Origin of the sequence: Amycolatopsis kentuckyensis (assembly GCF_041679295.1) — a bacterium.
In the GTDB taxonomy this organism is placed as follows: Bacteria; Actinomycetota; Actinomycetes; order Mycobacteriales; family Pseudonocardiaceae; genus Amycolatopsis; species Amycolatopsis kentuckyensis_A.
Genome location: NZ_JBGDMD010000012.1, coordinates 127380 through 153390, shown reverse-complemented (window position 1 = coordinate 153390; position 26011 = coordinate 127380). Strand labels below are relative to the sequence as shown.

General features: G+C 69.6%; 24 protein-coding genes. 14 read left to right on the top strand and 10 right to left on the bottom strand.

The window, feature by feature from the left end; genetic code table 11:
* Nucleotides 1–2 precede the first annotated feature (2 nt).
* Genes nuoL through nuoN form a run of 3 tightly spaced genes read left to right on the top strand, consistent with a single transcriptional unit; the run spans nucleotide 3 to nucleotide 5025 of the window.
* Nucleotides 3–1904 (top strand): NADH-quinone oxidoreductase subunit L, encoded by a 1902-nt coding sequence (nuoL, locus tag ACERZO_RS40865; RefSeq protein WP_372671357.1) that lies wholly within the window; start codon nucleotides 3–5, stop codon nucleotides 1902–1904.
* Nucleotides 1904–3454 (top strand): NADH-quinone oxidoreductase subunit M, encoded by a 1551-nt coding sequence (locus tag ACERZO_RS40860; RefSeq protein ID WP_372671356.1) that lies wholly within the window; start codon nucleotides 1904–1906, stop codon nucleotides 3452–3454. Before nuoL ends, ACERZO_RS40860 begins: the two co-directional genes overlap by 1 nt.
* 2 nt (nucleotides 3455–3456) lie before the next feature.
* Entirely contained in the window at nucleotides 3457–5025 is a 1569-nt protein-coding gene (nuoN, locus tag ACERZO_RS40855) for an NADH-quinone oxidoreductase subunit NuoN (RefSeq protein ID WP_372671355.1), read from the top strand.
* 28 nt (nucleotides 5026–5053) lie between these two features.
* On the opposite strand, the gene ACERZO_RS40850 is transcribed toward nuoN, so the two are convergent.
* From ACERZO_RS40850 to ACERZO_RS40830, 5 genes are all read right to left on the bottom strand, one after another.
* The gene (locus ACERZO_RS40850) at nucleotides 5054–5722 is read right to left on the bottom strand and encodes an ESX secretion-associated protein EspG (protein ID WP_372671354.1); all 669 of its coding nucleotides are present in this window, start codon (nucleotides 5720–5722) and stop codon (nucleotides 5054–5056) included.
* Nucleotides 5719–6993 carry a PPE domain-containing protein gene (locus ACERZO_RS40845; RefSeq protein WP_372671353.1) on the bottom strand — a complete coding sequence of 425 codons (1275 nt, stop codon included), beginning with the start codon at nucleotides 6991–6993 and terminating at the stop codon, nucleotides 5719–5721. Before ACERZO_RS40845 ends, ACERZO_RS40850 begins: the two co-directional genes overlap by 4 nt.
* A gap of 3 nt (nucleotides 6994–6996) precedes the next feature.
* Nucleotides 6997–7620, bottom strand: a complete 624-nt coding sequence (locus tag ACERZO_RS40840; protein ID WP_372671352.1) for a DUF3558 domain-containing protein — start codon at nucleotides 7618–7620, stop codon at nucleotides 6997–6999.
* Nucleotides 7617–7889, bottom strand: coding sequence for a hypothetical protein (locus ACERZO_RS40835; protein WP_372671351.1), 273 nt, complete (start codon nucleotides 7887–7889; stop codon nucleotides 7617–7619). Before ACERZO_RS40835 ends, ACERZO_RS40840 begins: the two co-directional genes overlap by 4 nt.
* 297 nt (nucleotides 7890–8186) lie before the next feature.
* Nucleotides 8187–8843 (bottom strand): hypothetical protein, encoded by a 657-nt coding sequence (locus tag ACERZO_RS40830; protein WP_372671350.1) that lies wholly within the window; start codon nucleotides 8841–8843, stop codon nucleotides 8187–8189.
* Nucleotides 8844–9081: 238 nt separating this feature from the next.
* On the opposite strand from ACERZO_RS40830, the gene ACERZO_RS40825 reads away from it, so the two are divergent.
* A complete protein-coding gene (locus ACERZO_RS40825) occupies nucleotides 9082–10134 on the top strand; it encodes a polyprenyl synthetase family protein (protein WP_372671534.1) in 1053 nt (350 codons plus the stop codon).
* A 17-nt stretch (nucleotides 10135–10151) separates the two neighbouring features.
* Nucleotides 10152–11381: a sunset domain-containing protein gene (locus ACERZO_RS40820; RefSeq protein WP_372671349.1), complete on the top strand. Its 1230-nt coding sequence runs from the start codon at nucleotides 10152–10154 to the stop codon at nucleotides 11379–11381.
* Nucleotides 11382–11383: 2 nt separating this feature from the next.
* On the opposite strand, the gene ACERZO_RS40815 is transcribed toward ACERZO_RS40820, so the two are convergent.
* From ACERZO_RS40815 to ACERZO_RS40800, 4 genes are all read right to left on the bottom strand, one after another.
* Complete coding sequence (locus ACERZO_RS40815) at nucleotides 11384–11713, bottom strand: VOC family protein (protein ID WP_372671348.1); 330 nt, start codon at nucleotides 11711–11713, stop codon at nucleotides 11384–11386.
* 96 nt (nucleotides 11714–11809) lie between these two features.
* Nucleotides 11810–12874 carry a 2-oxoacid:ferredoxin oxidoreductase subunit beta gene (locus ACERZO_RS40810; RefSeq protein WP_372671347.1) on the bottom strand — a complete coding sequence of 355 codons (1065 nt, stop codon included), beginning with the start codon at nucleotides 12872–12874 and terminating at the stop codon, nucleotides 11810–11812.
* Nucleotides 12871–14787 (bottom strand): 2-oxoacid:acceptor oxidoreductase subunit alpha, encoded by a 1917-nt coding sequence (locus tag ACERZO_RS40805; RefSeq protein WP_372671346.1) that lies wholly within the window; start codon nucleotides 14785–14787, stop codon nucleotides 12871–12873. Before ACERZO_RS40805 ends, ACERZO_RS40810 begins: the two co-directional genes overlap by 4 nt.
* A gap of 262 nt (nucleotides 14788–15049) precedes the next feature.
* Complete coding sequence (locus tag ACERZO_RS40800; protein ID WP_372671345.1) at nucleotides 15050–15802, bottom strand: enoyl-CoA hydratase; 753 nt, start codon at nucleotides 15800–15802, stop codon at nucleotides 15050–15052.
* Between the two features lie 22 nt (nucleotides 15803–15824).
* On the opposite strand from ACERZO_RS40800, the gene ACERZO_RS40795 reads away from it, so the two are divergent.
* Nucleotides 15825–16193, top strand: a complete 369-nt coding sequence (locus ACERZO_RS40795) for a hypothetical protein (protein ID WP_372671344.1) — start codon at nucleotides 15825–15827, stop codon at nucleotides 16191–16193.
* Nucleotides 16194–16766: 573 nt separating this feature from the next.
* On the opposite strand, the gene ACERZO_RS40790 is transcribed toward ACERZO_RS40795, so the two are convergent.
* Nucleotides 16767–17213: an Lrp/AsnC family transcriptional regulator gene (locus ACERZO_RS40790; protein ID WP_155548792.1), complete on the bottom strand. Its 447-nt coding sequence runs from the start codon at nucleotides 17211–17213 to the stop codon at nucleotides 16767–16769.
* Nucleotides 17214–17296: 83 nt separating this feature from the next.
* Between ACERZO_RS40790 and ddaH the strand changes: the two genes are divergently transcribed.
* From ddaH to ACERZO_RS40750, 8 genes are all read left to right on the top strand, one after another.
* Nucleotides 17297–18124: a dimethylargininase gene (gene ddaH, locus ACERZO_RS40785; RefSeq protein WP_372671533.1), complete on the top strand. Its 828-nt coding sequence runs from the start codon at nucleotides 17297–17299 to the stop codon at nucleotides 18122–18124.
* An 86-nt stretch (nucleotides 18125–18210) separates the two neighbouring features.
* Nucleotides 18211–18855: a polysaccharide deacetylase family protein gene (locus ACERZO_RS40780; RefSeq protein WP_372671343.1), complete on the top strand. Its 645-nt coding sequence runs from the start codon at nucleotides 18211–18213 to the stop codon at nucleotides 18853–18855.
* Nucleotides 18856–19050: 195 nt separating this feature from the next.
* Nucleotides 19051–19749, top strand: a complete 699-nt coding sequence (locus ACERZO_RS40775) for a glycoside hydrolase family 75 protein (protein ID WP_372671342.1) — start codon at nucleotides 19051–19053, stop codon at nucleotides 19747–19749.
* Between the two features lie 63 nt (nucleotides 19750–19812).
* Nucleotides 19813–20076 carry a helix-hairpin-helix domain-containing protein gene (locus tag ACERZO_RS40770; RefSeq protein WP_372671341.1) on the top strand — a complete coding sequence of 88 codons (264 nt, stop codon included), beginning with the start codon at nucleotides 19813–19815 and terminating at the stop codon, nucleotides 20074–20076.
* A 184-nt stretch (nucleotides 20077–20260) separates the two neighbouring features.
* Nucleotides 20261–21577 (top strand): nucleotide sugar dehydrogenase, encoded by a 1317-nt coding sequence (locus ACERZO_RS40765; protein WP_372671340.1) that lies wholly within the window; start codon nucleotides 20261–20263, stop codon nucleotides 21575–21577.
* Nucleotides 21567–22748, top strand: coding sequence for a glycosyltransferase family 4 protein (locus tag ACERZO_RS40760; RefSeq protein ID WP_372671339.1), 1182 nt, complete (start codon nucleotides 21567–21569; stop codon nucleotides 22746–22748). The genes ACERZO_RS40765 and ACERZO_RS40760 overlap by 11 nt, the downstream gene beginning before the upstream one ends.
* A 110-nt stretch (nucleotides 22749–22858) precedes the next feature.
* The gene (locus tag ACERZO_RS40755; RefSeq protein WP_372671338.1) at nucleotides 22859–24217 is read left to right on the top strand and encodes an exopolysaccharide biosynthesis protein; all 1359 of its coding nucleotides are present in this window, start codon (nucleotides 22859–22861) and stop codon (nucleotides 24215–24217) included.
* Nucleotides 24214–25977 carry a Wzz/FepE/Etk N-terminal domain-containing protein gene (locus ACERZO_RS40750; RefSeq protein ID WP_372671337.1) on the top strand — a complete coding sequence of 588 codons (1764 nt, stop codon included), beginning with the start codon at nucleotides 24214–24216 and terminating at the stop codon, nucleotides 25975–25977. The genes ACERZO_RS40755 and ACERZO_RS40750 overlap by 4 nt, the downstream gene beginning before the upstream one ends.
* Nucleotides 25978–26011: the final 34 nt, after the last annotated feature.

Here is a 26011-nt window from a genome sequence, read left to right as displayed (position 1 = left end):
GAGTGACCGCATCATCGTGGCTGCTGGTGGCCCTCCCTGCCCTCGGCGCCCTGATCCTGCTGTTGGCGGGTAAGCGCGCGAAGGCGTGGGGGCATCTGCTCGGCTGTGCCACCGTCACCCTGGCTTTCATCTACGGGCTGATCCTGTTCTTCAGCGCGAACACGAGCACGGCGACCGACGTCAAGGTGTACTCGTGGATCCCGGTCGGGGCGCTGCAGGTGGACTTCGGGCTGCGGATCGACGCGCTGTCGCTGACGTTCGTGCTGCTCATCACCGGCGTCGGCATGCTGATCCACTACTACTCGATCGGCTACATGGCCGACGACGAGGGCCGGTACCGCTTCTTCGCGTACCTCAACCTCTTCGTCGCCTCGATGCTGATCCTGGTGCTGGGCAACAGCTTCGTGACGCTGTACCTCGGCTGGGAAGGCGTGGGTCTCGCGTCCTACCTGCTCATCGGCTGGTACCAGGGCCGCCCGTCCGCCGCGACCGCGGCGAAGAAGGCGTTCCTGATGAACCGCGTCGGTGACGTCGGGCTCGCGCTGGCGATCTTCATCATGTTCAAGTACGCGGGCTCGACCGGCTACGCGCAGGTCTTCCAGGCGGTCGGCGACGGCAAGTTCTCGCCGGGCGCGATCACCGCGATGGCGATCCTGCTCCTGCTGGGCGCCTGCGGTAAGTCCGGCCAGTTCCCGCTGCAGGCCTGGCTCCCGGACGCGATGGAGGGCCCGACCCCGGTGTCGGCCCTGATCCACGCGGCAACGATGGTGACCGCCGGTGTCTACCTGGTGGCCCGCTCGAAGGACATCTTCAACGCCACCGAAGACGGCCGCCTGATCGTCACGCTGGTCGGCACGGTGACGCTGCTGCTCGGGTGCATCATCGGCTGCGCGTACGACGACATCAAGAAGGTCCTCGCGTACTCCACGGTCAGCCAGATCGGCTACATGATGCTCGCGGTCGGCCTCGGGCCCATCGCGTACGCGCTCGGCATCATGCACCTGGTCGCGCACGGCTTCTTCAAGGCCGGGCTCTTCCTCGGGGCCGGGTCGGTCATGCACGGCATGAACGACGAGGTCGACATGCGGAAGTTCGGCGGCCTGCGCAAGCACATGCCGATCACGTTCATCACCTTCGGCCTCGGTTACCTGGCCCTGATCGGCATCCCGCCGCTGTCGGGCTTCTTCACCAAGGACGCGATCATCGAAGCGGCGTTCAGCCAGGGCGGCTGGCGCGGCTGGGTCATGGGCGGCGCGGCCCTGCTGGGTGCCGGGCTCACCGCGTTCTACATGACCCGCCTGATGATGATGACGTTCTTCGGCAAGGAGCGCTGGAAGGACATCAAGTCCGCCGACGGCCACGACTTCCACCCGCACGAGTCGAAAGCGGTCATGTGGGTCCCGATGGCCGTCCTGGCGGTCGGCTCGGTCGGCGCCGGTGCGTTCTTCGCCCTCGGTGACCGCTTCGCCCACTGGCTGACCCCGTCGGTCGGCGAGCTGGAGGAAGCGCACCACTCGCCGCTGAACGCCGGGGTGATCTCGGCGGGCGCGATCGTGTTCTCGGTGCTCGGCGTGCTGATCGCGTACCTGATCTTCCGCCGTGACGTCCCGGTCGAGCGGCCGGAGCGGGTCTCGTTCGTCACCCGCGCCGCCCGCAACGACCTGTACGGCAACACCCTCAACGAGACGCTGGTCGCCCGCCCGGGCACCTGGCTCTCGCGGGCGCTGGTGTTCGTCGACAACCGCGGCGTCGACGGCGCGGTCAACGGCCTGGCCGCCGGTCTCGGCGGCGGATCCGGCCGGCTGCGGCGGCTGCAGACCGGGTTCGTCCGGTCCTACGCGCTGTCGATGCTGGGCGGCACGTTCCTGCTTCTGGCGGCTCTCCTGCTGGTGAGGTTCTCCTGATGACCTGGTTGCTCATCCTCATCCTGGTGCCGCTGGCCGGCTCCCTGGTGCTGGCGTTCCTCAAGGGGAACGACCGCGCCGCGGTGCTGGCCGCGCTGGGGTTCTCGATCCTCGAGCTCCTGCTGGTGATCCCGTTCTGGGCGAGCTACTCGCCGTCCGGCGCGCGGCTGCAGCAGACGTCGAGCTTCGACTGGATCCCCAGCTTCGGGGTGCACATCGCGTTCGGCACCGACGGCATCTCGCTGATCATGATCGCGGTGATCGCGCTGCTGGTGCCGATCGTCGTCGGCGGCCTCGGCACGTTGGACAAGCTGCCGCCGGGCCGCAGCGCGGGCGGGTTCCTCTCGCTGATCCTGCTGCAGGAAGCGCTCACGATCGGCGTGTTCGCCGCGACCGACGTCTTCCTGTTCTACGTGCTGTTCGAGATCATGCTGATCCCGATGTACTTCCTCATCGGCGGCTACGGCGGCGCGAACCGGCAGTACGCGGCGGTGAAGTTCTTCCTGTACTCGTTCCTCGGCGGCCTGATCATGCTGGCGTCGGCGATCGGGGCGTACTCGCTGGCGTCGGACAAGCTCGGCAAGGGCACGTTCGACTGGGCCACGCTGGTGACGGTGGTGCGCGACGCGCCGCTGTCCACGCAGATCTGGCTGTTCCTCGGGTTCTTCCTGGCGTTCGCGATCAAGGCGCCGCTGGTGCCGTTCCACACCTGGCTGCCGGACGCGGCGGGGGAGGCGCCGATCGGCGTCGCCGTCCTGCTGGTCGGCGTGCTGGACAAGGTCGGCACGTTCGGGTTCCTGCGCTACTGCCTGCCGATGTTCCCGGACGCGAGCAAGACGCTGGCGCCGCTGGTGCTGGTGCTCTCGGTGATCGGTGTCCTTTATGGATCGATCCTCGCCGCCGGGCAGCGGGACATGAAGCGGTTCATCGCCTACGTCTCGATCGCCCACTTCGGGTTCATCTCGCTCGGCATCTTCGCGTTCAACGAGCAGGCGATGGTCGGCTCGGCGACGTACATGCTGAACCACAGCATCGCGACCGGCATGCTGATCGTGGTGATCGGCCTGGTGATCGCGCGCGGCGGGTCGTCCCGCATTTCGGACTACGGCGGCATGGCCAAGGTGACCCCGTTGCTGGCCGGGCTGTTCCTGCTCGCGGGTCTGTCCACATTGTCCCTGCCGGGCACCAACTCGTTCGTCTCCGAGTTCCTGGTGCTGATCGGGGCGTTCGTGGACCAGCCGGTGTACACGATCCTCGCCACGGTCGGCATGGTCCTGGCCGCGGCGTACGTGCTTTGGCTCTACCAGCGCGTCATGCAGGGCCCGGTCCGCGGTGACGCCCTGATCGGCGTCGGCGGCGGTCCTGGTACTGCCATCGCGCCGGAACTGGGCGCGAAGAAGGCCATCCGCGACCTTGGTGGTAAGGAAATCGCGATCCTCGCCCCGCTGGTCGTGCTGGTCCTCGTCCTCGGCTTCTACCCGAAGCCGGTGCTCGACACAGTCAGCCCGACGGTGCAGCAGACGCTGTCCGCGGTCCAGGGAGGCAAGTAACCGTGCTCGACATCCTCCTGACGCAGGCGCCGGAGGCGGTGCAGGTGCCGTCGGTCGACTACCCGGCCGTGCTGCCGATGCTGATCGTCTTCGGCGCGGCGTGCGTGAGCGTGCTGGTCGAGGCGTTCGCTTCGAAGCGCTCGCGGTTCGGTCTGCAGGTCGGGCTGAGCCTGGCGGCGATCGTCGCGGCCGGCGTCAGCCTGATCCTCTACGCGACGGGCAGCGCGCCCGCGGGCGGCGTCAAGACGTTCAGCGGAGCGATCTCGATCGACAAGCCGGCGCTGTTCCTCTGGGGCACGCTGCTGGCGCTGGCGGTCGGCGCGGTGCTGCTGATCTCCGACCGCGTGGTCGAGCCGGGCGGCGCGCTGGTCGCGCAGGCCGGCATCCGCCCGGGCACGGTCCAGGACCGCGCCCAGACGGCGACGGTCATGCAGACCGAGGTGTTCCCGCTGACGCTGTTCGCGCTCGGCGGCATGATGGCGTTCTGCGCGGCGAACGACCTGCTGACGATGTTCATCGCGCTGGAAGTGCTGTCGCTGCCGCTGTACCTGATGTGCGGCCTCGCGCGGCGCCGGCGGTTGTTGTCGCAGGAAGCGGCGGTCAAGTACTTCCTGCTGGGCGCGTTCTCGTCGGCGTTCTTCCTCTATGGACTCGCGCTGCTGTACGGCTACGCGAACTCGGTGAAGCTGGCGGACATCGCGGCCGCGGCGGCGGGTTCGGACCGCTCGGACACGCTGCTGTTCGCCGGGCTGGGTCTGCTGGTGGTCGGCCTGCTGTTCAAGGGTTCGGTCGGCCCGTTCCACACGTGGACCCCGGACGTCTACCAGGGCGCGCCGACCCCGGTGACGGCGTTCATGGCGGCATGCACGAAGGTGGCGGCGTTCGGCGGGATCCTGCGGGTGCTGTCGGTGGCGTTCTCGTCGACTTCGTGGGAGTGGCGCGGAGTGCTGTGGGGCGTGGCGATCATCTCGATGGTGATCGGCGCGGTGCTCGGTCTGACGCAGACGGACGTCAAGCGTATGGTGGCGTACTCGTCGATCGCCCACGCGGGGTTCCTGCTGGTGGGCGCGATCGCGATGACGCGCGATGGGTTGTCCAGCACGCTGTTCTACTTGCTGGCGTACGGCTTCACGACGCTGGCGGCGTTCGGCGTGATCAGCCTGGTCCGCGATTCTTCAGGCGAGGCAACGCATCTCTCGGCGTGGGCCGGTTTGGCCAAGCGGTCGCCGTTGCTCGCGGGCGTCTTCACGTTCTTGCTCTTGGCCTTGGCGGGCATTCCGTTGACGTCCGGTTTCGTCGGCAAGTTCGTGGTGTTCTCGGCGGCGCTGTCGGACGGAATGGCCCCGCTGGTGGTCGTGGCGCTGGTGTTCAGCGCGGTGGCGGCGTTCTTCTACCTGCGGGTGATCGTGTTGATGTACTTCTCCGAGCCGGCAGCGGACGGGCCGTCGGTCTCGGTCCCGGGCTTCGGCACGGGAACGGCGATCTTCCTCGGCACGGCGGTGACGCTGGTGCTGGGCCTGGTCCCGGCCTTCGCACTGGGCTGGGCCGGCGCGGGCGGTTTCGCTTCCTGAGGTTTCTCTTCGGCCGCCACCCTCTCTGTCAGAGGGTGGCGGCCTTTAGTTTGTGGCTCAGTTGTTTGTTCTCCCCGGGCACGACGCTGATGTAGCCGTCCTGCAGTGCGATGCCGACGCGTCCTTCATCGAGATCGAGGTAGCTGACGGTGTTGTCGTCGGCGTAGAGCTGCCCGAGTCCCAGGTGAGGTCGTTGGAAGAGGGCGTCGAGTTCCTGGGCCTCGCGGCTGCGCGCGGGGGCGTCGTCGAAGACATCACTGACTGTTCGGGGACCTGCGAAGTCCTCTTTGGACAGGGTGAAGGGCTTGATGTTCGCGGGGTGGTACGGGGGAAGCTTGGCGACGAGGGCGTCGGCGGGGTGGGCGTCGAGGGTTCGTATTGTGACGCGATCACCCCGGCAGACGAGGACCACACCGGTTGCGGAGAGAATGCCGAGCTGCCCGGTTTCATCCCGGGCGTAGGCGTGGAACCGGGGATTGTCGACGCGGTGCAGGACGTCTTCGAATTCGGGTGTGAAGCCGTCGCCTTGGGTGAGGCCGTATTCGCTGAGTTCTTCGAAGACTTGCCGGTTGACGCGTTTTTCGGCCGACGGAGGAACATACCGGAGCCCACCGGCGAGGACGGGGTGCGGATCCCCGCAGCCGGCGTCCCGCAGGGCGGCGAGCAGAGTGGTGAGCGAGAATTCGGCGTGGATCACTTCTTGGGCCGGTTCTCCCCGATCACCGGCGGCATCGGCTTTTCGGTGAAGCCGCCGAAGGTTTCGTCGGGATCGGGGTTTCGGAGGTAGGGTGCCTTTTTCTTTTCCCGGTCTTCTTCCTTGCCGCGGCCGTTGACGGGGGTACCCATGGGCATGCCGTTGGCACCCCGAGGGCCGGCGGCGGCGCGGGAGGGGTTGTTGGCGGGAAGCCGTTCTTCCGGAAGGCGGGCGCCGGTGTTGGGACCTGGGCCGCGTAGGCCTGGTCCTGGGTTTGTCCCTCGGCCCGTCCCTGGCGTTGTCCCGGTTCCTGGTGCTGTTCCCGTGCCGGGCCGGTATCCGGTGCCGGTGTTGCTTCCGTAGCCGCCGGTCCCGGGCCCGAACCCGCTGGCGTAGCCGCCGCCGTAGTTGTCGCCGAGGTTGCTGACGGGCTGCCCGGTGGGCCCGAACTGATACCCACCTTGGGCGGCGGGAGGTGTGACGGGCTTGGGAACGTAGCTGTTGGCGTGAGTGGTGTCGGTGCCTGGCTGTTGGACGTGGTCTTGGTTGTGGAATTGGTTCTGGGTTTGGTTGGCGACGTGGTTTTGATCCGTCTGCTGTCCAGGTTGCACGATCTGCCGGGTCTGCTGCGCGGGAACTCGCGGTTGGTTCGGGTTCCTGGCCCACTCGCCGGTATCGGTGGGCCCGGCGGTCTTGCTGGCAGTGGTCTTGCTCTGCGTCCCATCCCCGGGGGTGGCCATGGAGACGGGCGCCCCGGAGTCGCTGAGCTGCGCGTATTGGGCGGGCATCTGAACGCCGTTGGTGCTGCTGGCGGAGTGGTAGGCACTGAAGGCTTCGATATTGGCCTGGCTATCGGCCTGCCAGTTGGCCACTTTGGTGGCGTAGGAGCCCGTGCCTTCCCCGTTGAAAACGTGAAGAATGTCTTGAGCGGTGAGTTCGGGAGGCTGAGGAGCAACGGGTTTGACGGAGTTCTTGGCGGTCCCGAAGGCATCCATTTGAGAGCCAACAGCGGTTTGAGCGGTCTTGAGATGAACGGCGTCGTCAGCGGCGGCTCGAACAAGGGGAAGGGTGGCATCAGCAGCAGCCTCCCCGGCACGGCCTTGCCACCCGGCCAAGGTCTTGGCCCGGAGAGCGCTGATCCGCTGAGCCCGCTCAACCATCCGATTGCTCAGCTGGGTCGCGTTGTCTTGAGCATCACCCAATGACTGGCTTCCTCTTCCTCCGGTGATCTGCTCATAGATCTGTGCGGCGGTAAGGGGTCCTTCGGTAGCCATCATTCACCTGGCCCGGAGATTGTTCAATACGGTCACCGTGACCTCGTGGGCTGCGGCGCAGGGATCTTTTTTGCCGATGTTGCCTTCGGAAAGAGCCACCGAAACGTCGACGATGTCCTGATTGCTGGTTCCCAGCGCAATCGCGCAGGTGCCCTTGGAGCGCAGATCAGCCTGTCCGTACGCCACGGTCGGGTAGCCATCGATCGGATCCATGGGAACGAACAAGGGAAACGTTGTCCCTTGCTGCTGGTAGATCGAAGTAAGGCCGCGTCGGTTTTTGGTGGCGTAGATGACTGAGACGGTGGCCTGGGTGACCGAAGTCGGATGCCAATAGCAGCTCGGGCCGGCCACGTCGTTGGGGTCTTCCTTGGGTTTCACGTCCGGGCCAAGAAGTTCGGCGATCTGTGTGTCGGTGAGCGTCGTGCAGGGCTCCTGCTGGAACTTCGCAGTATCGATGGGGGTCACCACCTCGGGCACGCCTTCTCCTGGCAATTGTGAATTCGGGTCGCCGGCCGACGAGGGGCTCGCGTCGACGGAGGAGGGCGTGGCAGTCCCAGTCTGCGTGGTGGTGCAGGCAGCCACCAGTAGCATCGTCCCGCCTAGTCCAAACAGCAGGGTGCGTTTCACAGACTGCCTCCCGTCTGTTTGAGCTCAGTAGAGTGCGTCTCTTCGGCGGTCGCGTATTTGCCCAGTGCTATCCGAAATTTCGCAGCCATGCCCCGGCAGTACGCCGCGCGCTCATAGAGCGTGGCCGTGAGCGCTGAACCAGACTGGCGAATCAATTCGGCATTGCCGTCGCTGGCGTACTCGAGACCGGGGCCTTCGGTGGTGGCGATCACACGTGCTCTGCTCAGGTCGTCCGTGAACTCGTTCGCCAGGTCGTTCCATTCACGCACCAGCTCGTGCAGCGTGGCCTCGTCGTACTGGAACCCCGCCCCACCCCCAGCGGAACCCCCATCCCCATAAGACCCCGCAGGACGCGAAATCGGACGCAGCGGCGCCCGACGTGTCCCATGTGGGTCGTAAACCGGCCCCGTCGTCATCAGCTCTCCCCTAGCTTGCAGCGTGCTCCAACCCCAACACCCTGCGTATCCGACGGCCAGCACATTACCAGGGTTCCCACCCCCTAAAACCCGAACGAGGGCCGCGGCCGTCCTCTCGAATGCGCTCCCCGGCCGCGGCCCCCGAAGCCGCTACGGCGTCGGGGAACAGGAAGTGTGACCCAGCACCACCTGTCCACTCACCCCCGACGCCGGCAGGAAGTCGATCCGCAACATCGTCAACCCGATGCTCCCGTCGCCCGGGAGGTTCTGGATGTTGAACACCGCGTTCGCCAGCACCGTCCCATTCGACTTCTTGATCGGCGACACGTACCCCACCGGCACCGGGCTCGGCGGGTTCGGGATGCCCGACATCCCTCCGTAACTCCAGTTCGCGTTCGTCTGCGTCTGGGTCGCCACGCACTTCACCGTGAACGTCGACAGCTTGACGCGCGGGCCGCCCGCGCTCACCAGGGCCGACAGCTCGAAGTTCTTGCCCGTTGCCGTCGAGGTCGTAGTCGTCGCGTCCGACTGAGGGTCCGTCACCGTTGTCGTGCAGGACGACGTCCCGCCGCCGAACGTGATGCCCGTCTTCGTCACCACCTGGGCCGTTGCGCTCGTCGGGCCGTCCACCGAACAATGACCCTGGGTCGGCACCGTGGTCGTCGAGCCCGCCTTCGTGAACGACGCCGAGCCGATGTTGGCCACCCCCGGCTGCGGGTCGGCGTGGGCCGGCGTGACGCCCGCGCACAGCACGGCTACCAGCGTTGTTCCGGCGAGCCCGCCCCACCGGGCGATCGTCTTGCGCATTCCGACTCCTCCTTGAGTGATCTCCCTGAGGGCAATATCCGCCCGCCGGAGACGTCCGTTGCGCCCGAAAACGCTGATCACCCCTTCGGGGATCGCGAACCACCCGTCGGTGGCGGGGGACGGGGTGTCGTGTTCATCACCGTTTCCGCTGGACAGCGGGTAAACGACCGCGCGGGGTAGCCACTACGCTCAAGGCATAACCCGACCGGTGCACGAGTAGAGCGGAGCCGACGTGTCTGTGCCTTCCCCAGCCCCCGGGGCGGGATCCCTCCCCGCTGCGCCGGGTGGCGCCCTCGAGGACCTGCGCGCGTCGGTTGGCCTGCAGATCGCCGACGAGACCCTGCTGCGCGCCATCGCCGGCGGCCTGGCCGACGTCGAGAAGCTGCTGCGCGAGGTCGTCCGCAGCGACGTGCAGGCCGTCAACGACGCCGCGTTGCACCTGGTCGAGGCGGGGGGCAAACGTTTTCGTCCGCTCTTCACCCTGCTGTCCGCGCAGTTCGGCCCCAAGCAGGACGACCACGTCGTGATCGCCGCCGCCGCGGTCGAGCTGGTGCACCTCGCCACGCTCTACCACGACGACGTCATGGACGAGGCGGACATGCGCCGCGGCGCCGCCAGCGTCAACGCGCGCTGGGACAACACCATCGCCATCCTCACCGGCGACTTCCTCTTCGCGCACGCCTCGCGCCTGGTCGCCGACCTCGGCACGGACGCGGCGCGGATCATCGCCGAGACCTTCGGCGAGCTGGTCACCGGCCAGATGCGCGAGACCGTCGGCCCCGGACCGGGTGACGACGCCGTCGCGCACTACCTCACCGTGATCGGGCAGAAGACCGGCTCGCTGATCGCCACCTCCGGCCGCTTCGGCGGCATGATGTCCGGCGCCGCCGAGGAGCACATCCAGGCGCTGCGCCGCTTCGGCGACATCATCGGCGCCGCGTTCCAGATCTCCGACGACATCATCGACATCGCGTCGCCGTCCGACGAGCTCGGCAAGGCGCAGGGCACCGACCTGCGGGAAGGCGTCCGGACGCTGCCGATGCTGTACGCGCTGGCCGACCCGGGCACCGACCCGCGCCTGGTCGAGCTGCTGTCCGGCCCGATCGCCGACGACGCCCTGGTCCAGGAGGCGCTGGAGCTGCTGCGCGCCAGTAGCGGACTCGAACGCGCACGCGTCACCCTTTCCGACTACGCTCAGCGCGCGCGAGCCGAGCTAGCCGCGTTGCCCGCGTCACCCGCCCGGGACGCGTGCGAGTCGGTCGCCGACTACCTGGTCGCGCGCACGCACTAAACAGGGGCAGGAAAGAGATGTCCATTTTCGGACAAGTTTGGCTGTGGAGTCTCGCGGCGTTCTTCGTCGGGGTGCTGCTCACCTGGCTGGTGCTGGTGCTGCCGCTCCGCAAGAGCGTCCGCAAGCTGGAGAGTTCGCTGGCGCAGGCCCACGCCGACGCCGCGCGCACGCCCGCGAACGCCGCCGGGCTCGCTTCGCCGGGCACCGAGGTGTTCACCCGGCCGGAGCCGCGGCCCGAGCCGGTGCCGGCGCGCGAGGAGACCTCCTACCCCGGCACGCTGGTCGCCGCGGGGCCGTTCAACCGCGACGACGTCCACGACGACATCGACGCGGACTTCGCCGAGCTGGACTCGCAGGTGCCGCCGGGGACGCACGACCCCGACGAGGCCTTCCGGCCCGAGCCCCAGGAAGACGCTTCCTACCAGGCGTCGGAGACGCAGATCATGCCGTCGGTCGCCCAGCCGGACGACGACCCGTACCGCGCCGCCGCGACCGAGTACCTGACTCCGGAGGACGAGCCCGAGCCCGCGACGCCGGCGCTCTCCCGGCTCGAGCAGCAGCTCGACCCGGAGCCCGCCGCCGGTTCGCTGTTCCAGACCCCCGCGGACGACGCGCACCAGCAGGCGCCGGACTGGTTCGACGACGACGTGCCCTCCGAGCGCTCGGCGTTCGAGGAGCCGGTGGAGCGCACGCGCTACCTCGGTTCGGTCGAAGCCCCCGAAGCACCCGAAGAAGCCGAAGAGGCGCCGCAGCCGCAGTACGCGTTCGGCGGCGACGAGGCGGCGAACGGCGATCTGGACGTGCCGCCGGAGACCCCGGCCGAGGCGACGCAGGTGCTGCCCAAGCGGCAGCCGCGCGAGGCGCTGCGCGGCGGGTTCGACTCGCCGCAGCCGATCCAGCCGTCGATGCGCACGGTCGAGCGGCGCGAGACCGACCTGGCCGGCGCTCACAGCGGTTCGCTGTTCGAGCCGTCGGTGCAGCCGAACCAGGCGGCCGTCGCGGCGCCGGAGCCGCCGCCCGCGCGGCAGGCGGCCGGCGACGCCGTGCCGCCCGGCCCGTTCGGCCCCGGCTCGGCGATGCCGCGGCCCGGTGGCGGCCGGCCGAGCGACGCGTTCGAGGTCAAGGCCAGCGTGACGGCGTTGCGGTACTGCACCGAGGAATCGGCGCAGTTCCCGAAGATGGTGGCCGAGGTGTGGTTCCGCACCGCCGAGGACGCCGAGCGCGTCGGGTTCCGCCCGCTCAGCTGACTTCAGGCCGCTTGGAACAGGACCATCGCCGCGCCGCCGGGATCGGTGACGACCACCAGTGAGCCGACGGGGAGGTCGGTGCGGCCCCGCACCACCTTTCCGCCCAGCGCCACGGCTTTCGCCGCCGCGGCGTCCACATCGGACACCGGTGCGTAGGGCAGCCACTGCGGCGCGCGGTCGTCGTCCGGCGCCAGCTCGGTCAGGCCGCCCCAAGGCGCGCCGCCGTCGGTGAGCAGCGCGCCGGACGACTCCCAGCCCAGCAGGTCGGCGAAGAACCGCTTGGTGCCGTCCACATCGGACGTCCGGACGTCGAAAAACACGAAAGGTCGCATGACCCAAAACTTAGGACACGTGTCCCAAACAGGCAAGCCCCCGAAACGACGAAGGCCGCCACGCACCAGGGCGTGGCGGCCTTCGGCAGACGAAAACTAAGCGACCGTCCAGGTGTCCTTGCCGCGCAGCAGGGCCTGCAGGTCCGGCGTGCGGGCCGCGCGGGCCTGCTCGACCTGGGCGCGGGCGCCGTCGTCGTACGTCGGGCGCTCGACCTGGCGGAGGATGCCCGTCGGGACGTGGTTGAGGTTCTGGTCGCCGAGGCGCGACAGCGCGAAGGCGTACGACGTGTCGGTGATCGACGGGTCGTGCACCACCACGTTGTCCTCGCCGATGTCGGCGACCTTCGCGACGTCCAAGCCGCCCCAGTCGCCGCGCTTGACGCCGAACTCCTGGTTCGGGCCGAAGCGGATCGGCTCGCCGGCGCGCAGCGGGATCAGCCGGGCGGCGGCCTCGTCGGCGTCCTTGAGGACGTCGAACGCGCCGTCGTTGAAGATCGGGCAGTTCTGGTAGATCTCCACCAGCGCCGACCCGCGGTGCTCGGCCGCGGCCTGCAGCACCTCGGTGAGGCCCTTGCGGTCGGAGTCCATCGCGCGGCCCACGAACGACGCCTCGGCGCCGATCGCCAGCGAGAGCGGGTTGAACGGCGTGTCCACCGACCCCATCGGCGTCGACTTGGTGACCATGCCCTGGCCGGACGTCGGGGAGTACTGGCCCTTGGTCAGGCCGTAGATCCGGTTGTTGAACAGCAGGATCTTGATGTTCACGTTGCGGCGCAGCGCGTGGATCAGGTGGTTGCCGCCGATGGACAGCGCGTCGCCGTCGCCGGTGACGACCCACACCGACAGGTCCGGGCGCGTGGTCGCGAGGCCCGTCGCGATCGACGGCGCGCGGCCGTGGATCGAGTGCATGCCGTAGGTGTTGAGGTAGTACGGGAAGCGCGACGAGCAGCCGATGCCCGAGATGAAGACGATGTTCTCGCGCTTGAGGCCGAGCGTCGGCAAGAAGGACTGCACGGCGTTCAGCACGACGTAGTCGCCGCAGCCGGGGCACCAGCGGACTTCCTGGTCGGACTTGTAGTCCTTGGCCTTCTGCGGCTCGTCGGTCGTCGGCACAAGGTCGAGGCCGCCGACGGTCGGGAGCCCGATGTCGATCGCGGTCATTTCGCCGCCTCCGTAGTGATGATCTCCGAGAACAGGTTCTGCAGCTCTTCCGCCTTGAACGCCATCCCGGCGACCTTGGTGTGCGAGTGGACGTCCACGAGGTACTTCGCTCGCAGCAGCAGCGCGAGCTGGCCCAGGTTCATCTCCGGCACCACGACCTTGTCGTAGCTGCGCAGGACGTCGCCGAGGTTGGCCGGCAGCGGGTTGAGGTGGCGCAGGTGCGCCTGCGCGATCGGCAGGCCGAGCTTGCGCACCCGGCGGCACGCGGCGCCGATCGGGCCGTAGGACGAGCCCCAGCCCAGGGCCAGCACGCGCGCCTTGCCACCGGACGGGTCGTCGACCACGACGTCCGGGACGTCGATGCCGTCGACCTTCGCCTGCCGCAGCCGGACCATCTTCTCGTGGTTGGCCGGGTCGTAGGAGATGTGGCCGGTCTTGTCGGCCTTCTCCAGCCCGCCGATGCGGTGCTGCAGGCCCGGCGTGCCCGGGACCGCCCACGCGCGGGCGAGCGTCTCGGGGTCGCGCACGTACGGCCAGAACTCGCCGGAGCCGTTGTCGGCGTTCGGCTCGGACGCGAAGTCGACGTGCAGGTCGGGCAGCGTTTCGACGTCCGGGATCAGCCACGGCTCGGAGCCGTTGGCGATCGCGCCGTCCGAGAGCAGGAGCACCGGGGTGCGGTACTTCAGCGCGATCCGGGTGGCCTCGACGGCCGCGTCGAAGCAGTCCGCGGGGGACAGCGGCGCGACGATCGGGACCGGCGACTCGCCGTTGCGGCCGAACATCGCCTGCAGCAGGTCGGCCTGCTCGGTCTTGGTCGGCAGGCCGGTCGACGGGCCACCGCGCTGGACGTCGATGACGACCAGCGGCAGCTCGACCATCACGCCGAGGCCGACGGCTTCGGACTTCAGCGCGACCCCGGGGCCGGACGTCGAGGTGACGCCGAGCGCGCCGCCGTAGGACGCGCCGAGCGCGGCGCCGATGCCGGCGATCTCGTCCTCGGCCTGGAAGGTGATGATGCCGAAGTTCTTGTGCTTGGACAGCTCGTGGAGGATGTCCGACGCCGGCGTGATCGGGTACGTGCCGAGCAGGATCTGCAGGCCGGAGCGCTGCCCGGCGGCGACGATCCCGTAGGCCAGCGCGGTGTTGCCGGTGATCTGCCGGTAGGTGCCCTGCTTCAGCTTGGCCGGGGCGACCTGGAACGTCGTCGCGAACGACTCGGTCGTCTCGCCGTAGTTCCAGCCCGCCCGGAAGGCCAGGATGTTCGCCTCGGCGATGTCCGGCTTCTTCGCGAACTTCTCGCGCAGGAACTGCTCGGTGCCCTCGGTGGGCCGGTGGTACATCCACGACAGCAGGCCGAGGGCGAACATGTTCTTGCAGCGCTCGGCGTCCTTCTTGCCGAGGCCGGTGTCGGCGAGCGCGCCCTGGGTCAGCGTCGACATGGCGACCCGGTGCACCTGGTAGGGCGCGAGCGTGTCGTCGTCGAGCGGATCGGTCGCGTAGCCGACCTTGGTCAGGTTCCGCTTGATGAAGTCGTCGGTGTTCAGGATGATCGTCCCACCGTGCGGGACGTCGCCCAGGTTCGCCTTGAGCGCGGCCGGGTTCATCGCGACGAGGACGTCCGGGCGGTCGCCGGGGGTGAGGATGTCGTAGTCGGCGAAGTGCACCTGGAAGCTCGAGACACCGGGGATGGTGCCCTGCGGCGCGCGGATCTCGGCGGGGAAGTTCGGCATCGTCGACAGGTCGTTGCCGAACGCGGCGGCCTCGGACGTGAAGCGGTCGCCGGTCAGCTGCATGCCGTCACCCGAGTCGCCGGCGAACCGGATCACGACCCGGTCCAGCTTGCTGACCTCGGTCGGCCTGGTCGCGGCGAGCGAGCCGTGACCAGCGCCGTTGCCGTTCGCACTCGTGCTCATGGGTCAGGGATTCCCTCTCTCCCGACGTTGCGGCCATCGGTCGCCTGCCCGGTGCAGTGACACGCGGATCACCAGGCCCTACCACGAGGTTAGCTCGCGCTGAACAACGATGTTCCTAGAGACCCGGGGTCCGGAACGACCTCATAACTGCGATGACGGTTCTTCTGTGCTGGTCCGACAAATACCTGTGACCGATGGTAACGGGTAGACCCCAGTCTTCGTTGTGACGCGGGTCTCCGACTCAGGGGTCCACCTGCTGGGATCAGGGGTGGGAGCGGATCCGAGCCTGGATACCCGCCAGCCGCTCGGCGAACCCGGGCGAGGCCAGCGACGCGAGCTGCGGCTGGATCTCGACGTCGACGGCGTCGGCGTGGGCGGCCAGCGAGGCGGTCGTCCGGAGGCTGCGCTTGGTGGCCAGCAGCGCCTCGCGCGGCGCGGCGACGGCGGGGGCGGCGAGCTCTTTCGCGGCGGCGACGACGTCGTTCTCGATGCTCAGTGCGAGCCCGGCCCGGACGGCGGCTTCGGCGTCGAGCGGCTGCCCGAACAACGTCATCGCGGCGGCCACCTGCGGGCCGGCGAGCCGCTGCGTCATCCACGTCATGCCGCCGCCGGGGTGCAGCCCGAGCTCGAGGAACCGGGCGACGAACTTCGCGCGCGGCCCGGCCAGCCGCACGTCGGCGGCGAGGGCGAGGTTGAGCCCGGCCCCGACGGCGGCGCCGTTGACCGCGGCGATGGTGGGCAGGCTGCAGCGCGCGACGGCGAGGAAGCCTTCGTAGATGGCGCGCAGGCCGGTCTCGTCGGCCCGGCCGAGCGCGGAGAGGTCGGCGCCGGCGCAGAAGGCGGGCGGCGTCCCGGTGACGACGACGGCGTGGACGGTCTCGTCCCGTTCCGCGGCTTCGACGGCGGCGGCGAGCTGGGCGGAGAGCTCGAGGGTGAGCGCGTTGCGGCTGCCGGGGGCGTCGACGGTCAGCAGCGCGATGCCGGCCGAGTGCTCGCTGACGATGCTGTCGGTCATCGGGTCAGGGTATTAGTGGGGTGTGGGGGAACTGCTGGTGGTGCTGGTCGGCAACCTGCTGACGATGATCGACATGTCGGAGCTGTTCGGCGCCCGTCGCCGCCGGTCCCGGGCGGCGGCTTTCGCGCGGGGCTCGCGGGTCGAGTTCCCGTGCGTGCTGCGGTCCGACGAGGTGACATCCGGTCGTGAGCGGCGAGGGTGGCTCGGGGTCGGTGAGGGGCCGGCGACGTGGCGGGTGCCGGGTGGTTCGCCGGTGGCGTTCGAGCCGGGCGAGTTGACGATGCAGGCGGTGGACCGCCAGGCGGTGACGTTCCACGCGGCGGGCGGGCGGACCGAGCTGCGGCTGCACCCGGACGAGGCACCGTTGGTTTTGCGGGCGTTGGCGGGTTGAGGGCCTCGCGCAGTCGGCCGGGCTCCGTTCGCCGGGACGGTCGCGTTCGTAATGTGGGTCGGGCGGTTCCAGCGTGCCTGGACCCGGTGCGCCGTCGAGAACCGCGGCGGTGACGTTGCACGCGGAGGGCGGACCGAGCTGCGGCCGCACCTGGGCGAGGCACCGGTAGTCCTGCAGGCCTTCGCGGGCTGAGGACGGGTCCCCGGTCTCGCGCGGCGGGCCGGCTTCCCGGCTGGTTCCGGTAAGTTCCGGCGCGCCAAGACCCGCTGCTCCGTCGAGGTGCGCAAGCCGGAGATCACGGCGGTGGCGTCCCAGGCGGCGGGCGGCCGCATCGGGCTGCGGCTGCGCCCGGACGAAGCGCCACTGGTCCTGCGCGCGGTGACGGGCTGAGGATGGCCTCCGGCCCCCGGTCGCCAGCGTAACGGCGGAGGCCGACAGTCCTGTGCGCTCGGCGGCTCGTGACCGCCGTTGCTCCACAACCCGCAGGGTCTGTGGATGACTGGCGGCCTCGCCCGCGCACCGGCCCGAAACTGTCCGCCCCGCCGTTAAGCTGGAAGACGGGGGCCGGAGGCGTCAGCTCTCCGGCGTGGGCGGCCGCTCCAACAGCCGTGACAACACGACCGTCGACACCGTCCGGTCCACGATCTCCAACCCCCGCAGCCGCTCCAGCGCCGTCTCCAGGTGATGGATGTCCGCCGCCCGCAGGTGGACGATCGCGTCCGCCGCGCCCGACACCGTGTACGCCGCCACCACCTCCGGCAGCGGCTCCAACCGCGCCCGGATCCGGGCCGGCGTGATGTTGCCCTGGCACGTGACCTCGACGAACGCCTCTGTTCCCCAGCCCAGCGCCTCCGGGTCGACCACCGCCGTGAAGCCACGCAGGATGCCCGTTTCCAGCAGCCGGTCCACCCGCCGCTTCACCGCCGGCGCGGACAGGCCGACCACCTTGCCGATCTCCGCGTAGCTTGATCGCGCGTTCGCCACGAGACACGAAACGATTCGCTGGTCGATGGTGTTCACACGCAACAGATAGCACAGATACGCGCAGCGAACAGCGATTGATTGCGATATTAGGCGCCCCTTACCCTGCAACCATGCAGGAGATGCGCGTACCGACCACCCGTCGATACCTCATGTGTCCCCCACGCCACTTCGCGGTGGACTACGTGATCAACCCCTGGATGGACCCGACCCAGCCGGTCAGCGCCGACACCGCGATGGCGCAGTGGACCGAGCTGCGCGACACCTACCGCCGCCTCGGCCACACCGTCGAGGAGATCGACGCCCAGCCCGGCCTGCCCGACATGGTCTTCGCCGCGAACTCCGGCACCGTCGTCGACGGCCGCGTCCTCGGCTCGCGGTTCCGCGCGCCGCAGCGGGCCGCCGAAGCCGAGCACTTCCGCCGCTGGTTCGTCGAGCACGGCTACCGCGACATCACCATGCCCGAGAAGATCAACGAGGCCGAGGGCGACTTCGCCTGGACCGGCACCCTGCTGCTCGCCGGCACCGGCTTCCGCACCGATCCGGCCGCGCACGCCGAAGCCCAGGAGGTCCTCGGCGTCCCGGTCGTCTCGCTGCACCTGGTCGACCCGCGCTACTACCACCTCGACACCGCGCTCTTCGTCCTCGCCGAGGCGACGGACACCACACGCGCGCAGATTGTCTACTACCCCGAGGCGTTCTCGACCGGTTCGCGACGCGTGCTCGAGCGGCTGTTCCCGGACGCCGTGCTGGCGACGCGTGAGGACGCCGAGTGCTTCGGCCTCAACGGCGTGTCCGATGGCCGCAACGTCGTCCTGCCCGTCGAGGCCACCCGACTGGGTGAACTGCTCACCGATCGTGGCTACGAGCCGGTCTACGTGGACATCTCCGAGCTGCGGAAAGCCGGCGGCGGCCCGAAGTGCTGCACCCTGGAAATCCGCAAAGGGTGAACAACGCCGAAACCTGTAACTCACCCGTTTGCCACCGCGATTAATCGAAGTAACAAATCGACTACTCGCGGTGGCAGGCGGTGGGAATGGTGGCGGTGAACCTCGCCCTGCACGGGATCGGCCGGCCGGCCCGGCAGCTCGACCCCGGCGAGGACGAGCGCTGGGTGACGGTCGAGCAGTTCGAGCGGGTGCTGGACGTCGTCGCCGAGCGCGACGACGTCCACCTCACGTTCGACGACGGCAACGAGTCCGACGTCGAGATCGCCCTGCCGCGGCTCGTCGACCACGGGCTGACGGCGGAGTTCTTCCCGCTCGCCGGCCGCCTCGGGCAACGCGGCTACCTCGACCGCGACGGGCTGCGCGAGCTCACGCGCGCCGGCATGGAGATCGGCTCGCACGGCTGGGAGCCGCGCGACTGGCGCCGCCTCGACGACCGCCAGGCGAGCCGCGAGCTGACGGAGGCCCCGAAGCTGCTCGGCGACCTGTGCGGCCGCCCGGTCCGGCGCTACTCGCTGCCGTTCGGCGCGTACGACCGCCGCGTCCTGACGCGGTTGCGGCAGGCGGGCGCGACGCGCGTCTACACGAGCAGCGGCGGTCCGGCGAGCCGGGACGGCTGGCTGCAGGCGCGGACCGAGCTGCGGCACGACCTCGACGGCGAGTCGCTCGACGGCGTGCTCGCGGCCGGCCGCCGGCGGGGGAGCTGGGCGGGCCGCCTGTTCCGTCGCGGCTGAAATCCGTCGAGCCGCTTCCCGGTGATCGGCACAGGCCGGTTTCCCGCCGGTGCCCGGTGAGCAGCGTTTTCGTCAAGACCGGCCGCATGATGGGAAATTCCCGCACCGGATCCTCTTGTCCAGACCACTTCCCGGGTGCATCCTGGTCGCCTCGCCGCCGTAAGGAAAGTTTCCTAACTAAAGGGAGCACCAGGAATGCGGAAACTGATCCTGCTCGCGACCATGGCGCTCGCCGCGGCCGTCATGCCGTCGGCCCTCGCGTCCGCGGCGCAGGCGCCGGCCCCCGCCGCGCCCGCCACCACCGCGGCCGCCCCGACCGCGGCGCAGCTGCTCGCGAAGACGAACAGCTGCAAGCAGATCTCCAACGGCAAGTACAAGACCGACGAGGACGTCTCGGCCAAGACGGTCGCCGTCTGCGACGCGAACGGCGCGGTCTTCTGGAAGGCCGACATGGACATCGACTGCGACGGCCAGCGCAGCTCGCAGTGCAACGAGGACACCGACTGCTGCTACCAGGACGACACGGCGTTCCACCAGTCCGACGGCAAGCCGCTCAACGCCGCGAAGCTGCCCTACATCGTCGTGCCGAGCTCGAGCAGCATCTGGAAGTACAGCTCGTCCCAGCTGAAGGGCGGCGGATCCTGCGCCGTGATCTACAACGGCAAGGTCGAGTACGCGGTCATCGGCGACACCGGCCCGTCGCAGATCATCGGTGAAGCGTCGTACGCGACGGCGAAGGACCTCGGCATCAACCCCGACCCGTCCAACGGCGGCACCGACTCCGGCGTCACCTACATCTGCTTCAAGAACTCGACGGTCTCGCCGATCGAGAACCACTCGGCCGCGACGAGCAAGGGGCAGAGCCTCGCCACCACGTTCGTGAACAACAACTGACGCACGCGCGCCGGGGCCGATCCGTTCAAGACGCGGACCGGCCCCGGCTGCTGTGCTGGGGACATGAGCAAGGAACTGCGGAAACTCGCCAACATCGGACCCGCGATGGTCCGCGACTTCGCCCGCCTCGGCATCACCGAGCCCGCCCAGCTGGCCGGCCGCGACGCCGTCGAGCTGTACGAACGGCTCTGCGAGCTGGACGGCGTGCGGCACGACCCCTGCGTGCTCGACACGTTCATGTCTGCCGTCGACCAAGCGGACGGCGCGCCGCCGCGGCCGTGGTGGACCTACACGCCGGAACGGAAACGCCTCCTCGGGACCCGCTGACGACAACCGTGCCGACCGCGTTGCCCGCCCACTGCAACATGCAATTCGAGACCCGATTTTTACGCGAAAACCGTTACGCCTAACGGCCGTCTCACCTTTTACCCCGTTCGCCGCCCTCCCGGTAACGATCCAGGGGGCCCCGCCGACCAACTTGAGGGTCGCGCGGAATAGCGGAGGTTTTGGCGTGAAGATCAGTGTCTTCGGGCTCGGTTACGTGGGCTGTGTCTCCGCCGCGTGCCTGGCGGGGCAAGGGCACCGGGTGGTCGGCGTGGACGTCAACCCGGTCAAGATCGACCTCATCACCCAGGGCAAGGCCCCGGTGGTCGAGGAGCGGATCGGCGAGCTGACCGCCGAAGTCGTCGCGAGCGGCGCGCTGAGAGCCACGACCGACGTCGCGGAAGCCGTCGCCGACAGCGAGATCTCGCTGGTCTGCGTCGGCACGCCGTCGGCGCCGAACGGCAGCCTTTCGACTGTCTACCTCGAGCGCGTCGCCGAGGAGATCGGCGAGGCGATCGCGAACAAGAGCGAGCGGCACACCGTCGTCTTCCGCAGCACGATGCTGCCGGGCACCTGCCTGGACCTGCTGATTCCGATCCTCGAGAAGTCCTCGGGCCGCACGGCCGGCGTCGACTTCGGCGTCGCGGTGAACCCCGAGTTCCTGCGCGAGGGCACCAGCGTCCGCGACTTCTTCGACCCGCCGAAGACCGTCATCGGCGAGATCGACACCGCCAGCGGGGACGCCGTCGCCGGGCTGTACGAGGGGCTGCCCGGCCCGGTCTTCCGCGTGCCGATCCCGGTCGCGGAGATGACGAAGTACGCCGACAACTCGTTCCACGGCCTCAAGATCGGGTTCGCGAACGAGCTCGGCGCGGTCTGCCGGGCGCTCGGGCTCGACTCGCACCAGGTGATCGACGTCTTCCTCGCCGACACCAAGCTCAACATCAGCCCCGCCTACCTCAAGCCCGGGTTCGCGTTCGGCGGCTCGTGCCTGCCGAAGGACCTGCGCGGGCTGGTCTACGCCGCGCACCGCGCCGACGTCAGCGTGCCGATCCTGTCGCACGTCCTCGCATCCAACGCCGACCACCTGCAGCGCGCGTTCGACCTGGTCGCGCGCACCGGCAAGCGCAAGGTCGGGCTGTTCGGGCTGTCGTTCAAGCCGGGCACCGACGACCTGCGCGAGTCGCCGCTGGTCGAGCTGGCCGAGAAGCTGCTCGGCAAGGGCTACGACCTCAAGATCTACGACGCCAACGTCAGCCTCTCGCGGCTGATGGGCGCCAACCGCGAGTACATCGAGGGGCGCCTGCCGCACCTCGGCCAGCTGCTCGCCGGGTCCGTCGAAGAAGTCATGGACCACGCCGACGTCCTGCTCGTCGGCACCAAGGACCCGGACGTCCTGGCGGCGCTGCCGCACGGCGGCGACCGGGAGATCGTCGACCTCGTCCGCCTGCCCGACGCCGCCGAGCGTCGCCTTGAAGAGGGATACGCCGGCCTTGCCTGGTAAAGCGCTCATCCTCGTCGAAAATCTCTCCGTCCCCTTCGACCGCCGCGTGTGGCAGGAGTCCACGACCCTGCGCGACGCCGGGTGGGAAGTCCACGTGATCTGCCCGCAGGGCACGAAGCGCGACACCGAGGCCGAAGCCGTCGTCGACGGCGTCCACATCCACCGCTACCCGCTGAAGGCGGCGACCGGCGGCCCCGCCGGCTACCTGCAGGAGTACGGCAGCGCGCTGTGGCACACACTGCGGCTGGCCCGCAAGGTCGGGCCGGTCGACGTCGTGCACGCCTGCAACCCGCCGGACCTGCTGTACCTGGTCGCGAAGGTGCTTAAGCGCCAGGGCGCGCGGTTCATCTTCGACCAGCACGACCTGTGCCCGGAGCTGTACCTCTCGCGGTTCGACCGCGGGCAGGACCTGCTCTACCGCGGGGTGTGCGCGCTCGAACGCGCCACCTACCGCGCCGCCGACGTCGTGATCTCGACGAACGAGAGCTACAAGCAGGTCGCCCGGATCCGCGGCGGCAAGAAGCCCGAAGACGTCTTCGTGGTGCGCAGCGCCCCGGTCGTCGAGCGGTTCCACGAAGTTCCCGTCGAGCCCGAGCTGAAGAAGGGCAAGCCGCACCTGCTGGCCTACCTCGGCGTGATGGGCCCGCAGGACGGCGTCGACTACGCGTTGCGCGCGCTCGCGAAGCTGCGTGACGAGGTCGGGCGCACCGACTGGCACGCGGTGTTCGTCGGCTCCGGCGACGCCTTCGACGACATGGTCGCGCTCTCGGCGAAGCTCGGGCTGGCCAACCAAGTCGAGTTCACCGGCCGGATCCCCGACGAGGACCTCGTCCGCTACCTGTCCACCGCCGACGTCTGCCTGTCGCCGGACCCGCTGAACCCGCTCAACGACGTCTCCACGATGAACAAGGTCATGGAGTACATGGCGATGAGCAAGCCGATCGTCTCGTTCGAACTGCGCGAAGCGCGCGTCTCGGCCGGCGACGCGGCGGTCTACGCCCCGGCCAACGACGAGTCGGCGTTCGCGAAGCTCGTATCGCAGCTGCTCGACGACCCGGAGGAGCGGGTTCGCATGGGCAAGCTCGGCCAGGCCCGGGTCGCCGGCGCGCTCTCGTGGGAGAACTCGGCGAAGAACCTCATCGCCGCATATGAGCACGCTGTGAAGTCCTGATCGCCGTTAGGTCAAGAACTCACCGGACGTGTAACCAAAGCTCCCGGTCCGACGACGGTTCGGGTAACCGGCCGATCAACTGAGATCCGTTCGGCGTACCCGGCTCAGGAATGGAGATACCGCCGTTGACTGACGACACGGTGCGCCTGGCCCTGGTCGGGCAGGTTCTGAAACGGCGATGGCGGCTGCTGGCCGCCCTCGCCGTCCTGGGAGCGCTGGTGGGCGCGGGCGCTTCGCTGCTGCTCTCGCCCGGCTACAAGACGTCGTCGAGCGTCCTGCTGCAGGGACCGCGGCAGGCGGACGAGCTGCTGACGCAGGCCGAGGTCGCGACCAGCTCGGTCGTCCTCGACCGCGCCGCCGCGCAGCTGGCCTGGCACCCGAGCGGCGCCGACCTGAAGAAGCAGGTCACCACGTCCGTCGCGAACGGCAACGTCGTGTCGATCACCGTCTCGGCCGATACCGCCGAGCACGCCCAGCAGCTCGCCGACCAGGTCGCGCAGCAGTTCGTCAAGTACTCGACGCAGCTGGCCAGCAACTCCGCGGACGCCTCGGTGCAGCTGGCCCAGGAGCAGCGCGAGTCGCTGCGCAACCAGGTCAAGCTGACCACCGAGAAGATCAGCGACATCGCCAAGGGCGTCGGCGGCGACCTGACCGTCGAAAGCGTCCAGGTCCGCACGCAGCTCGAAGGCCTGCGGACGTCGCTGGAGCAGGCCATCAACGACCTCAACCAGGCCGACCTGGCGACCGGCATCGGCAACACCGTCGTGCTCGGACCGTCCGAGCGCCCGACCGGGCCGGCCGCCCCGACGCTGGTGCAGCTGGTCGCCGGCGGCGCGATGCTGTTCTTCCTCGCCGGCGTGATCGGCCACCTGTTCGCCGCCCGGTCCGACCGGCGGCTGCGCGGCGAGCCGGAGATCGCCTCGGCGCTCGGCTCGCCGATCCTCGCCGGCGTCGACGTCACCACCCCGCAGGGCGACCGCCTTCCGGCGGCCGGCCTGCTCGGCACCGTGCGGCGGCTGCTCGGCAGCGACCGGCCCTGGCTGCTGCCGCCGGTCGCGACGTCGGCCGACGAGGTCAACCGCGACATCCGCTACCGCCGCGTGCTGGCCCGGCTGGCCACCGGCCCCGCCGACGTCCTGCTGCTCGTGGCCGACGACGACGAGACCGGCAAGCTCGCCGCCGGTCAGCTCGCCGAGCTGGCCGACCGGCTGTCGGTACCGCTGCGGATCTTCGAGTTCACCGCCGGGCGGCCGACGGTGCCGGACGCCGGTCCCGGCTCCGGCGTCCTGGTGGTGCTCAGCGCCGGCTCCCGCACCGCGTGGGAGCTCGTCCGGCTCGCCGAGGCCTGTGCCGACGCTGGCCAAGAGGTCGTCGGCGCCGTCCTCACCCACGCCGTCCGGCCGGCCGGGCCGGAGGCACCCGAACCCGCGGCGGAAGCCCCCGAGAAAGCCCTGGCAGGTTCGGCGTGAGCACTTCCACGGAAACGGCGCCGCTGGTCGATCTCCAGCGCCTCTTCGTCGCCATCCGCCGCCGCAAGCGCTTGTGGCTGGCGACGGCCCTACTCGGGCTGATCGCCGGCGCCGCGCTGGCAGTCGTGCTGCCGGCGCCGCCGACCGCGGTCACCAAGGTGATCGTGGTCCACCAGGACGACTCGCCGACCGACAGCGGCACGCTGATGCGCACCGACGTCGCCGTGCTGTCGACGACCCAGATCGCCGAAGGCGCGCTGAAGAAGCTGGGCAGCACCGAGCCGGCCGAAGAGTTCATGAAGAACTACGCCGGGCTCGGCCTGACCAACAACGTCATGCAGATCACCGTCAAGGCCAAGAGCAACGAAGAGGCCGTGGCGCAGGCGCAGGCGCTGGCCGAGGTGTTCATCGCCGACCACGTCCAGCGCAGCCAGGCCGCCGCGGCCGCGCAGTCGAAGGCCATCCTCGACCAGCGGAAGAACGCCCAGGACGAGCTGACCAAGGTCGACCAGCAGATCGCCGACGAGACCGGCAAGGGCCGCAACGCCAACGCCAGCACCCTCGAAGGCCTCTACGGCCGCCGCGCCGCGCTCGCGTCGCAGATCTCCGACTTCGACTCCCGCGCCCAGCAGGCCGGCATCGGCAGCCCGCAGGTCGCCGCGGGCACCCAGATCGTCGACGCGCCGCGTGCGCTGCCGAAGGCGTTCCTCAAGACCACCGCGACCAACGCCGGCATCGGCTTCGCGCTCGGCTTGGCCGTGGGGCTCGCGTTCGCCGCCGTCGGCGCGGTCTCGCGCGACCGGCCGGTGCTGCGCCGCGAGATCTCCACGCACCTCGGCGCGTCCGTGCTCGCGCAGCTGCCGTCGAAGCCGCGCGGCCCGGCGCGGCTGTGGCGGCGCTCCCGCGCGGTGTCCGAACGCAAGCGCGTCGCCACGACGCTGGTGCGCGCGATCAAGAAGGACAAGCCCCAGGTGTCGTTGCTGGAGCTCGGCGCGCCGAAGGTCGCCGCCGCGCTCGCCCTCGACATCGCCGAGGAACTGGCCGCCGACGGCAAGGCGAGCGTCCTCGACGACCTGCCGAACGAGGACGTCCGCAAGCTCGTCACCGAGACGAAGAGCGAGGTCGCCGTCGTCGGCGCGGGCGACCCGGCCGCCGAGCCGGACGAGCGCCGGGTCGGCGTCGGGACGGTGTCGCCGGGCACGGCGTGGACCGACCTGGAGCACCTCGGCACGGAGACCGTGCTGGTCGTCAAGGCCGGGCACGCGAACACGCTGTGGCTGCACACGGTGGCTCGGCAGCTCGCCGACCAGCAGATCCCGATCGTCGGCGTGGTGCTGGTCGACCCGGACCCGCGCGACAAGTCCGACGGCACGCTGTGGGACGGCCTGCACACAGCGCTGCGCGGCCGGGCGAAGTCGGCGCCCTCGGTGCACCGCGTCTCGGTCGTCGAGCACGAGGACCGCATCGACGAACTGGCCGCCCGCATCGCCGAGCGCGTCGCGGTGGTCGAGCCGCCGACGCGGCGGATCGCGCCGGTCCGGCCGGTCGTGCCGCCGGCACTGGCCAAGCCGCCGGCCGTGCCGCTGCCGGAACCCGGGAAGGTCAGCGTCGGCGACCACCTGGATGCGCCGACGAAGAAGTTCGCCCCGGTCAAGCCGCCGAAGCGGCCGACGCCGTTCAAGCGCGACCACGGCGAACCGACGCACAAAGGCGAGTTGAACGCCGGGCTCGAGCCAGAAAAGAGCGCGGAGGTCTCCTGACCCCCCGCGCGCCGCGAATGAAGGGGACCCACTC